General features: G+C 68.0%; 8 protein-coding genes and 4 pseudogenes. 4 read left to right on the forward strand and 8 right to left on the reverse strand.

The features are described 5' to 3' along the window. Positions 1 to 206 precede the first annotated feature (206 nt). A complete protein-coding gene (locus tag FCH28_RS03310) occupies positions 207 to 1,280 on the reverse strand; it encodes an alkene reductase (RefSeq protein WP_136738104.1) in 1,074 nt (357 codons plus the stop codon). Between the two features lie 116 nt (positions 1,281 to 1,396). Here FCH28_RS03310 and FCH28_RS03315 point away from each other — a divergent pair, with 116 nt between their 5' ends. After that, entirely contained in the window at positions 1,397 to 1,828 is a 432-nt protein-coding gene (locus FCH28_RS03315; RefSeq protein ID WP_246102321.1) for a MerR family transcriptional regulator, read from the forward strand. Here the strand turns inward: FCH28_RS03315 and FCH28_RS38890 are convergent. From FCH28_RS38890 to FCH28_RS03340, 6 genes and pseudogenes are all read right to left on the reverse strand, one after another. Beyond that, positions 1,787 to 2,176, reverse strand: coding sequence for an AQJ64_40280 family protein (locus tag FCH28_RS38890; RefSeq protein ID WP_136738105.1), 390 nt, complete (start codon positions 2,174 to 2,176; stop codon positions 1,787 to 1,789). The genes FCH28_RS03315 and FCH28_RS38890 overlap by 42 nt on opposite strands. Before the next feature lie 203 nt (positions 2,177 to 2,379). Further along, positions 2,380 to 2,652 (reverse strand): hypothetical protein, encoded by a 273-nt coding sequence (locus FCH28_RS03325; RefSeq protein ID WP_136738106.1) that lies wholly within the window; start codon positions 2,650 to 2,652, stop codon positions 2,380 to 2,382. Between the two features lie 1,322 nt (positions 2,653 to 3,974). After that, positions 3,975 to 4,205, reverse strand: a complete 231-nt coding sequence (locus FCH28_RS38895; protein ID WP_246102323.1) for a hypothetical protein — start codon at positions 4,203 to 4,205, stop codon at positions 3,975 to 3,977. Positions 4,206 to 4,404: 199 nt separating this feature from the next. Beyond that, positions 4,405 to 4,848 (reverse strand): annotated as a pseudogene (locus FCH28_RS38900) (transposase); the annotation flags it as partial. Continuing rightward, positions 4,764 to 5,264: pseudogene (locus FCH28_RS38905) on the reverse strand (transposase); the annotation flags it as partial. The pseudogenes FCH28_RS38905 and FCH28_RS38900, both read right to left, overlap by 85 nt. A 299-nt stretch (positions 5,265 to 5,563) precedes the next feature. Then, positions 5,564 to 6,526, reverse strand: coding sequence for a GlxA family transcriptional regulator (locus FCH28_RS03340; RefSeq protein WP_136738107.1), 963 nt, complete (start codon positions 6,524 to 6,526; stop codon positions 5,564 to 5,566). A gap of 71 nt (positions 6,527 to 6,597) precedes the next feature. Between FCH28_RS03340 and FCH28_RS03345 the strand changes: the two genes are divergently transcribed. The 3 genes and pseudogenes from FCH28_RS03345 to FCH28_RS03355 all read left to right on the forward strand — a co-directional run bounded on the left by FCH28_RS03345 (position 6,598) and on the right by FCH28_RS03355 (position 9,990). Beyond that, entirely contained in the window at positions 6,598 to 7,323 is a 726-nt protein-coding gene (locus FCH28_RS03345; RefSeq protein ID WP_136738108.1) for a DJ-1/PfpI family protein, read from the forward strand. Between the two features lie 313 nt (positions 7,324 to 7,636). Next, positions 7,637 to 7,996 (forward strand): cold shock domain-containing protein, encoded by a 360-nt coding sequence (locus FCH28_RS03350; protein WP_136738109.1) that lies wholly within the window; start codon positions 7,637 to 7,639, stop codon positions 7,994 to 7,996. A 613-nt stretch (positions 7,997 to 8,609) separates the two neighbouring features. Beyond that, positions 8,610 to 9,990: pseudogene (locus FCH28_RS03355) on the forward strand (IS1380 family transposase). 138 nt (positions 9,991 to 10,128) lie between these two features. Here FCH28_RS03355 and FCH28_RS40000 read toward each other — a convergent pair. Then, positions 10,129 to 10,335, reverse strand: a pseudogene (locus tag FCH28_RS40000) (transposase family protein); the annotation flags it as partial. Between the last annotated feature and the right edge of the window lie 345 nt (positions 10,336 to 10,680).

Here is a 10,680-nt window from a genome sequence, read left to right on the forward strand (position 1 = left end):
TGCCGTCGTGGGCCTCGACCGGGCGGTCACCGCTTCAGGGGGTGCCGAATACATCAGCCGGTCCGTGTGCCGATGTACGTCGTCGGGGGCGAGTCAGCGATCGCTGGTACGCCCCAATGGCATCACGAATCGCCGCAGGTACCGGGAGATAGCCCAACATTCACCCTGTTGCACACCTCGCGGAGGCGTGAGCCGCCACGCGGGCGTCAGGCCGTGTGCTGGTAGGTCGGATAGGTGAGGTAGCCGGTGTCGCCGCCTTGGTAGTACGTGGTCTCGTCGACGGGGGCTGTCGGCAGGCCGGTGCGGAGGCGTTCGACGAGGTCGGGGTTGGCCAGGAAGCCGCGGCCGAAGCTGATCAGGTCGGCGCCCAGGCCCAGCCAGTGGTCGGCTTCCGCCCGGCTGGTTTGCTTGGGGCCCATGGGGAGGACCGGATTGACGATCAGGGTGCCGGGCCAGGCGCGGCGCAGGCCGATGAGTACTTCCTGGTCCGTGGTCACCTCCAGGTGGATGTAGGCGAGTGGGAGCCGGGCCAGTTCCGTCAGCAACGCGGTGTTGAGGGCGAGCGCATCGGTCTCCTCAACGCCCCAGAAGCCGCCCCCTGGAGAGAGGCGGATGCCCGTCCTGGCCGCCCCGATCGCGTCCACCGTCGCGGCCACGGCCTCCACGGCGAACCGGACCCGGCCCGCGATGGTGCCGCCGTAGCGGTCGGTGCGCCGGTTGGCGTTGGAGGAGAGGAACTGGGAGATCAAGTAGCCATTGGCGCCGTGGAGTTCGATCCCGTCGAAACCCGCGTCGATCGCGCGGCGGGCCGCCTCGGCGTACGCGTGGGCATGCTCGGGCACCTCGGCGGTGGCCAGTGCGCGGGGCGTGGGTGCGGGCTGCGGGCCGGTCGGGGTGAAGACGTCGCCCACCGCGGCGATCGCCGAGGGGGCGACGGGCCGGTGGCCGGTCGTGTCGGGGTGTGAGACCCGGCCGCCGTGCATGAGCTGGGCGAAGATCCGTCCGCCGTTGATGTGCACGGCGTCGGTCACGGCACGCCATGAGGCGACCTGCTCCTCGGTGTGCAGTCCGGGCGTGCCCGGGTTGGACTGCCCGACGAGGCTGGGCTGCACGCCCTCGGACACGATCAGTCCGGCCGTCGCGCGCTGTGCGTAGTACGTGGCCATGGACGGTGTGGCGAGGCCACCGGCCGCGGCCCTGCCGCGGGTCATCGGGGCCATCACCATCCGGTTGGGCAGGGTCAGTTCGCCGAGTCGGTAGCTGCTGAACAAGGTCGTCACGTCGGGCTCCTCCGTCCGTACATCGCACGCCCGGATGCCGGGCACGGCGCTACGCTAAAACCTGACATCAACGTCAGAGGCAAGCGGTGTGGCGCGGTCCACAGTGGGAGGCAGTCGTGCGGATCGGCGAGCTCGCGGCGCGTACCGGCGTCAGCGTCCGGTCGCTGCGCTACTACGAGGAGCAGGGCCTGCTAACCAGCAGCCGTAGCGTCAGTGGGCAGCGGCATTACACGGAGGCCGAGGTGGAGCGGGTGCGCTTCATCCAGCGCCTGTACGCGGCGGGCCTGTCCAGCCGGACAATTTCCGATCTGCTGCCCTGCGTCGACACGCCCAGCGAGGGCAACTCCGATGCTGCCCTTGAGCGGATGGCGCAGGAGCGCAACCGGCTCTCGGAGCACATCGACGAACTCGTGCGGACCCGGGACGCATTGGACGGTCTGATGGCCACGGCCCGGGCCCATCGCGAGAGCGAGGTACTCGCGCACCGTGTCCGAGCGCGCCGTGGGTCAGGTGAGGGGACGAGCGCCCCACGCGTTCCGGAGAGCTGACTGCACTCCTTCCCCAAGGACCAGGTGCGTCATCCCGCCTGGCAGGGTGGGCAGTTCAGCCCAGTGGGTCACGGTCTCCTCACTGGTGAGGCCGTAGGGCAAACGAACAACCCCGTCGGAGTCGACGAAGCAGTCCCGGTGCTCCGCCCCGTTCTCACTCCAGTGCAGAGTGGTGAAGACCATCGGCCTCACCAGCCAGAATTCCTCACCCAGCGCCGTATCGGCCGCGGACTCAGGGGCGCTGTCAGCCGGATACCGGCCTGTGATCGCTGCTGCGACCGGTGTACCGCTCCGAGGCAACCTCTCGCGTGCGTCAACCCACGTCACCACGGTGTTCAGATTCGTCATCTCCACCCTCACTCAGGCACTCGGCACATCGTCTTCTGCCCCTATGCCGGCAGTCGGCAGGGGCCTTTGCCCGTAGGTGCCACGTTCTCCGAACTGCCGACGGATTCTGCGAGTTCGCCACTAACTCGCGAGGTTACGCGGGATTCAGGAAGTTGCCGCCGTCTGATGTTGCTCACCGGCCAGCGGCGTCAGGCGCGTTCTGGCTAGTTCGTCTCCTCGGTGGCTGTGGTCCGGGCGCGACGGCGGCTCAGCAAGGTGCCTCCAGCGATCACCAGGCCGATGGCGATGACCCTGGCGGCCTGGTAGTAGCTGGACGCCAGCTCCTCTGGGGTGCCGGGCAGCCGGGGAAAGACCCAGGCTGCCGCTAGACCCCCGGAGACGATCAGTGCGACGGCCCCCCACGTCCCGAGGTTCGCCCACCAGGGCCCCGGGTCGTAACCCCGCTCGTCGGTCTGCTCAACGTCTTTGTCGGCCACGGTCTGTTCTCCTGGGCGTGTGGTGGAGGTCGCGCGGGAAGACGCGGGCCGGGCGCGGAAGGTTGCCGCACGTCAATTGCCATGACCATCACCTCGGCGTGCGGCGGGGCCACAGGGTTGCCAGTGGGCGGTCGTCACCACATATGCGCGCTTCTTCTGCTCGACGATTCCCCGTTCGTGTCGGCGCAGGCCCCTGTCGTTGTCGTCGTAGCCCAGGTAGGAGCTCCTCATCCGGTACGCGCATGGAGGTGGGCTGACGCCCAAGGAGGTGGTGCAGCCCCGGCCGTGTCGTTGGGCGTCAATTGCCGAGCCGGACAGCCGGACAGCAGCGCCGGGATTAAGCGGCTGCTGAATCGGTGGATCGGGGCCCGAAGAGATCGTCCGCAAGCTTCAGGGACAGTGGAGACTGTGTGGGACAGTTCTCCCGATCTGATCAGGAGCCCCCCCCGTGGACGACATGGAATTCGCCGAAGCTGTGAAGACAGTCCTGCGGGACCTCCGGGCACAGTGCGCGGTACAGCCAGACATACGTTCGGATGACGGGATCGGCGTCACGCTCTGGGCCCCGGACGGTTCAGGCCAGGGCCTGACACCACATCCGGATGGCACCGCCGCAGAGTTGCACCTGGCAGATCAGGTCCAGGACTGGGCGGTAGAGGCACTATGGTCCGAAGGCGCATCGGCGGTCTGGCCACAGTGCCCGACAGACCCGGACACGCATCCGCTGACGGCGACAGTCCGCACGGACACGGCGGTGTGGGTATGCCCGAAGAGAGGGACGACGGTGGCCCGGATCGGAGAACTGGAGACTCAATAGGGCGGGCGGGGCCTGCGGCCGAGGCCTCGTACCCACGCTCCGCGCCACCACCGGGAACACGGCTCCAAGGCTGACAGCGCTGAGTGGTGGTGCGTGTTCGTTCCGGGTGAGCGAGGATCTCTGCGCCCGCGCACAATCGGTGCGAAGGATGTGCCGTACCTACGGTGACAGGTCCCAGTGGCTGCCGCACTCTCTCACCGGATGCGCGAAGCCGTGTACTCGCACGTGCTCACCGAGGCAGCGACACAGGGAGAGGCTGGCTCGTTGCACAACGCCACCCTGACCCTGCGAGCGCAGCTCGCCCTCGTCGGCACCAAGGCCCTGGAGCCACCGAGACCGCACTGCTCGAGCGATGGCTTGAACGCATCACCCAGTCTTGGCAGGTGTGACGCGGCCCTCTGAAACATAGACGACCCCGCCCCTGGCTCCCCGAGGTGGGGCGCGACGAGCTCAGGTGGGCGGCGGGGTGCGGACTGCCTAGTACTCCAGCTGTAGATCGTGATCTTCATGTCTGGGATGCGGCTTGCCGCCGGTAGTGACTGGTGCGTGATCGTGCCTGGTGGCGGCGCCAGTCGGACCAGGCAAGCCGGTGGGCCGCGTCGCGTACGGGCCGGACGACGAGCGCGATGAACAGGCGGCAGATTTCGTTGCAGGACAGCGGGATCAGGTCGTCCGGAGTGGGTCGGTGTGCGTGTTCGTCGGCCCGGACGACGGCGAGGAAGGCGTGAGCCAGCATCGCGAGGGTGACCCAGCGAGCACACGAGGGGTAGCGGCGGACCTGGGCTCATCCAGCCCGGCCAGTCCCTTCTCGGTTTGGAAGGTCTCGGCCACCCGCCATCTGGAACCTGCGACCTTGACCAGGGTGGCCAGGGATGCCGGCGTGGCGGAGTGACAGCGGCAGTAGGCGAGTTCACCGGTGCTGCGGTTGCGGCGGATCAGCAGCTGGCGGCGGCCCGGGGCTGCCTCGGCGAGGTCGATGACGGTCCAGTCATAGAACCGCGCCCCTTCGCGCCGCGTCCGGCCGAGAGCTTCTGCCAGGCCCGCTTCGGCACCTTCTTCACCAGGGCATCGGCGCGGAACTTGCCTGCGTCGGTGGGCACTTCGGCCGAGCAGGCCACCGCGAGGACATAGCCGATGCCGCGTTCCTCCAGAGCCGTGCGGAGTCTTGGGTTGCCGCCGTAGACCTCGTCCCTGGTGACCCAGCCGACTTGGTGTCCGGCGTCCAGGAACCGTTCGATCATCGTGCGGGCCAGGTCTGGCTTGGTCGCGAAGACGGTGTCCTCACCGAGTCCGGCTGACCGGCAGCTGTCCGGGGCGCACGTCCAGGAGCGCGGGATGTACAGCTCACGGTCCACCGCCGCGTGACCGCGCTCGCCGGCGTAGACGAGGTAGACAGCGACCTGGGAGTTCTCGATCCGTCCAGCCGTTCCGGTGTACTGGCCTGGACGCCGACGGTATGGGTGCCCTTCTTCACGTCGCCGGTCTCGTCGACAACCAGCACCGCGGCCTCATCGTGGAAGTGCTCGACGACGTATGCGCGCACGTCGTCGCGGACCGCATCGGCGTCGCATTTGGCCCGGCCGAGCAGGTGCTGCATGCCGTGCGGGCTGGTCTCCCCGGCCCGCTCCGCGATGGTCCAGCAGTTCTTGCGCGGCAGGTCGGACAGCAGGCCCAGCACCGACCGCCCGGCCCGCAGGCGGGGTTCGACGCGGGCGAACCGGCCCGCGATCCGGCCCATGGCCACCTCGAACGCCTCCCGCCAACGGACGGGATCTCTGCTGTGACCCGCGGCCATCGCCTCTTCGTAAGTCAACACAACTCACGATGATCAACGGTGGCCGCACCCGTCTCCGCACCGGCCCCGACCAGTCAAGATCGCGATCTACAGCTGGAGTATTAAGGAGAAATGATCAACGAAAAGGTGGCCGGATGCTTCCTTGTCGCGTTCTTGTCGGATTCTTTATGCGGAGGGAAGTTGAGAGGTCATCGAGAAGGTCACCGCGCTGGCCTTCTGCTGCCGATCGAACCCAGGCGGCCGACCATCGCCTCGATGATGGGCCTCGCCGGCGCCGAACTCGCTGACGGCCGGCTGTCTCATCGGCGGGTGAACGCCCGGCGGTAGACGGATGGGCTGGTGCCGGTGGCCTTGTGGAAGCGGGCGCGGAGGTTGGCGGCGGTACCGAGGCCGACGCGCCGGGCGACCTCGTCGATGCTGTGGTCACCGGATTCGAGGAGCTGTTTGGCGAGGTCGATTCGAGCGGTCAGCAGCCACTGGACCGGAGATACGCCGGCCTCTTCGACGAAGCGCCGGGCGAACGTGCGCTCTGACAGGGCCGCATGCTGCGCGAGTCGGCGTATCGGCAGCGGCTCGCCGAGGTGGTGCAGTGCCCACTCCCGGGTCCGGGCGAGCGATTGCCCGGATGTCTGGGGTATGGACCGCTTGATGTACTGGCTCTGCCCGCCGGTACGGTGCGGTGCTGCGACCGCGATTCTGGCTACGGCGTTGGCGGCGGCCGCGCCGTGGTCACGGCGGATGAGGTGCAGGCACAGGTCGAGACCGGCGGAGGCGCCGGCTGAGGTGAGCACCTGGCCGTGGTCGATGTAGAGGACGTCAGGGTCCACGGTCACGGCCGGGTGGTCTCTGGCCAGGCGGTCCGCCGCGTGCCAGTGCGTAGTAGCGCTCAGCCCGTCGAGCAGGCCGGCTTCGGCCAGGGCGAAGGCACCGGAGCAGATGGACACCATACGTGCCCCGTTGGCGTGGGCCTGGCGCAGCGCCTGCAGTGTGGCGGCCGGAACGCGTCTGTCCAGGTCGTAGCCCGGGACGACGACGGTGTCGGCCCGAACCAGGGTGTCCAGCCCGTGGCTGACGCTCAGTGAGAAGCCGTCGAGACTGGCCACCGTTCCCGGCTCGGATGTGCAAAGAGCGGTGCGGTAGTCATCGGGCATGGCGCCGAACACCAGGAGCGGCACGCCCAGATCGAAGGTCACGACGCCGTCCAGGACCAGGACGGCAAGGTTGTGGGCCGCGGTGGCGGGAGGCGTGGACGACTGCTGCATGGCAGAAAAATAGCGCACCATGTCAGAACAGCCACTCGATCACGGTTAACTCGACTACTAGCGTGGCCGACATGAGCGAAGAGATAACTCACGGAACCGAAAGACCGCTGGAAGTCGGCATGTTTCTTTTCAACGGTCACACCACACTTGATTTCATCGGTCCCCACACGGCCTTCACGTTCGCGGGAATGAAGGTCCATTTGGTGTCCGCCACACTCGAACCGGTTTTCTCCGACTGTGGAGTGGCGATCACTCCGACCGTCACATTCGAGAACTGCCCCGACCGGCTGGACATCCTGTTCGTGCCCGGCGGGTTAGTGGAGGAGGCGATGCTCGACAGCGCGGCCATCGCGTTCCTGGCCGATCGTGGTGCGACGGCTTCCTATGTCACCTCGGTCTGCACCGGATCGCTCGTCCTCGCCGCGGCCGGGTTGCTCGACGGCTATCGCTCGGCAACGCACTGGGCCACTCGTGACCATCTGGCACGGCTGGGCGTCGAGGTGTCGACGGAGCGCGTGTGCATCGACCGGAACAGGTTCTCCGGCGGCGGTGTGACCGCGGGCATCGACTTCGGACTCACGGTCATTGCGCACACTCTCGGTGAAGAGGCGGCGAAATTCGCCCAGTTGGGCATGGAATACGATCCCAAGCCGCCGTTCGACGCCGGCTCTCCCCAGGGCGCGGGGCCCGAAGTAGTGGCTCGGTTTGACGAGGTCGCCGCAGGACCTGACGCAAATCTCCGGCACGCCGTGTCCCGTGTGCTTGAGCAGCGGGCGGCAGTGGCCTCACGCGAATGACGCCACGGGGAGACGAAGCGGCAGCTGGCTTCGGGGGTGCCCCCCAGCACCCGCAACCATTCGCGTCAACCATCGACCCGTGGTATCAGCCCTGACGCGCCGATACCACGGAACAGCGACATCGATCAAAAGCGCCCACGTCGAAGGGACTCAATTGGTCATCGACAAGCTCCTCGACGTGGCGGAGCTGCGCCCACCGAACTGCGGGCCTTGAGAGTCACAGGATTCTCACAAAGACGGCTCCTAACGTCCTTCCGCAGCCGGCCGACAGGCAATCCGCCATCGGCTGGACCTGGAAAAGGAGTACCTACCCATGGGTCGAATTCGTCACGGCATTGTCGCCACCACCGCGGCCTTAGCCGTTACAGGTAGCGTCGCCGTAGCAGTTCTCGGAACACCCGAAACAGCGCAGGCTGCCACCACGACCACCGCTGCTCGCACGGTCCAAGTACAAACACAAATAGGTGTGGTGCTCTGGTACAACATAGAGAAGGGATACGGTTTCATCCGCTACCGCGCGAACGGTCAGCAGAAGGATATCTTCGTGCACTTCACCCAGATCATGGGTCGACCCTTTCCCTACCTGCGGGCGGGCGAGATGGTCATGTTCGCGGTTGCACACGGTCCCAGGGGCGACGTGGCCGCCGCGGTAAGGATCATCGCCAGCCCCTGATTCGTGCCCAGCAGCCCAAGCGCAGATGGCACGGGAGAGCGGCCCCGGGGCGGCCGTAGGAGCGCATGGGGGGCGGCCCTCCGCCTGTCCGACACGCAGCAGGCTCGACGACCGGCCGCCCTGCACCAGCAGATGCTGAAAGCAACCATGCAGTGAGCGCCACCCAGAGCCGGGGCCCGCCAGCAGCGCGCCCCGGCTCAGTGGATTGCTCGCCCGTGCCATCCGGACTGCCAACGGCGGAATCACCCGCCCCGAAACCGAACCCATCGCCACCGCGGACACCCCTCCAAAAGGAAGTTGTGCCAGATCCCATTCTCGTGAACATCAAGGGGGCCCGAACCGGGCTCCTCTCAGCCCTCGCACGGGGCCGCCGTCGTCGCGGGTGGGCGCTTACTCGAGCCGGGCGGCGATCTCACGAGCCGCCTCACGCCCCGTCCGGCCGACACCGCCGCAGCACCGAGCTGTTCACCGGTCAGCTCGAGCTGGACGCCGAGGGCTACATCAAGGTCGTCGCCTCTCCCTCGACGCACACCTAAGCGGAGAGTGTTCCTGACCTGCAACGATGGAACTTGTCTAGGGTCCTGTTGGCTGCACGGAAAGAAGCACTCTCCAGGTGAAGAAGCGTATCGGGTCGTACCCGCGTGTCCGCATCGAGGGCGGCGGCGGGACGGTGGTCTCGCAGGCCGGGAGCGTGCTACTCGTCGAGACCGTCCGCAAGGCCGGCTTGGACACCGCGATATCCGCGGCGAATGACACCGTGGCGGAAGCCGCGGGCCGTCCACGATCCAGGGAAGATTCTGCTGGACGTCGCCATGGCGGTGGCGCTGGGCGGGGACTGCCTCACCGATGTCGGCATGCTGCGGGCCGAGCCGGCCGTGTTCGGGGCGGTCGCGTCGGACCCGACGGTCTCCCGCCTGATCGACGCCCTCGCCGCCTCCGGCGACCGAGCTCTGCAGGCCATCCGTTCCGCGCGGTCCGAAAGCGCGCGGATGCGTCTGGCAGTTGGCTGACCGGGAAGCGCCCGATGCCGACGGGACGGTGACCGTCGATCTCGACGGGGTGCTGGTGATCGCGCACTCCGACAAGGAGGACGCGGCCCCGACCTGGAAGCGGACTTACGGCCACCACCCGCTGATGGGGTTCGTCGATCACGGGCCGGGCGGCACCGGAGAGCCGGTGGCAGCCCTGCTCAGGCCCGGGAACGCCGGCTCGAACGCCGACATCACCGACCACATCACCACCGCTCAACTGGCCCTGGCCCAAGTGCCGAAGAAGTACCGGCGCGGACGTCAGACCCTGATCCGCACCGACTCCGCGGGCGGCACCCACGACTTCGTCGCCTGGCTCGCCCGGCGGGGACGGTGGCTGTCCTACTCGGTCGGCATGGTGATCACCGAGGCGATCCACCAGCACGTCATGAAGATCCCGGCCTCGGCCTGGACTCCGCCGTCGAGACGGACGGCGAGATCCGGGACGGCGCCTGGGTCGCCGAGCTCACCGGCGACCTGCTCGAGCACTGGCCGAAGGGCATGCGATTGATCGTCCGAAAGGAACGGCCGCATCCCGGAGCCCAGTTGGGGATCACCGACGCGGACGGCATGCGGATCACCTGCTTCGCCACCAACAGCACCAGCCGTCCCATCGCCGAGCTGGAGCTTCGTCACCGCCTGCGGGCCCGCGCGGAAGACCGGATCCGGGCCGCCCGGGCCACCGGTCTGCGGAACCTGCCCCTGCACCGCGCCGCCCAGAACCGGATCTGGCTGGAGATCGTGCAGATTGCACTCGACCTGCTGGCCTGGATGCCGATGCTCGCGCTGACCGGCGAGACCCGGCTCTGGGAACCCCGCCGCCTACGGCTCCGGCTGTTCAGCGCGGCCGGGCAACTCGCCACCACCGGCCGCCGGCAGATCCTCCGCCTGGCCCGGCACTGGCCCTGGACCAGCCGCATCACCGCCGCCCTCGACCGGCTCACCGTCCTGCCGGATCCCGGCTGACCAGCGGATTCACCCGTCCCTACGAGAGAACCCTCCAGCCGGAGCAGTGGAACCCGGCGTCCACCCGAGACGACACTCGGGCCCTCAATCTGCCCGAGCTCAGGCCACGGCACCAAGACCGGCCACCGACTCCGTGTCGGTCTCCCCTCGCCCCCAGCACGGGATGCAGCCCGCGCCGCCAGCGCCTCGGTATCTCCTGTCGGCCCAGCGCGAACACCGGCCCCGGCGAGCGTCAGCAATGCCGTGCTCGCGGGCCGCGCGGACATCGTGGACGGCGCCGGGCAGGGCCGGTGAGGCCCACAGCAGTCGACCGAAGGGGTCGGCGAGGGCCTGCACGCTCACCCCGCCCGGCAAGCTCCCGAACGGCAAGCTTCAACTCCCAACTACCCGACCTACTGGGCAGTTCAGCACCCCGTTCCGTGTTTTGCGTGCGATGCGCACGTAGCGTGTTAGGGTCCTCGGACCTGTGCACATCGCATGGACACGACGGGGGACGTATGGACAGGCACGTGATGGTCAAAGGGGCGGCCAGGTCACCGCAAGTACCTGCGGCGGGCAGCCAGGTCACCGCAAGCACCTGCGGCGGAGTGCGCTTGCCCCTCGGGCCCACTCTTGCCGGCCGCCTCGGCCGCTCCTGTAATCACTCCCACACAGACCGCTAACCCGCCAAGCCTTCCGACCAGGCCACTT

Source organism: Streptomyces piniterrae (assembly GCF_005048155.1).
In the GTDB taxonomy this organism is placed as follows: domain Bacteria; phylum Actinomycetota; class Actinomycetes; order Streptomycetales; family Streptomycetaceae; genus Streptomyces; species Streptomyces piniterrae.

Bases quoted from the DNA above. Each gene is read 5' to 3' on its own strand.
- FCH28_RS03340 (WP_136738107.1), bottom strand. From the start codon at position 6,526: ATGCAGCAGTCGTCCACGCCTCCCGCCACCGCGGCCCACAACCTTGCC.
- FCH28_RS38890 (WP_136738105.1), bottom strand. From the start codon at position 2,176: ATGACGAATCTGAACACCGTGGTGACGTGGGTTGACGCACGCGAGAGG.
- FCH28_RS03345 (WP_136738108.1), top strand. From the start codon at position 6,598: ATGAGCGAAGAGATAACTCACGGAACCGAAAGACCGCTGGAAGTCGGC.
- FCH28_RS03350 (WP_136738109.1), top strand. From the start codon at position 7,637: ATGGGTCGAATTCGTCACGGCATTGTCGCCACCACCGCGGCCTTAGCC.
- FCH28_RS38895 (WP_246102323.1), bottom strand. From the start codon at position 4,205: ATGCTGGCTCACGCCTTCCTCGCCGTCGTCCGGGCCGACGAACACGCA.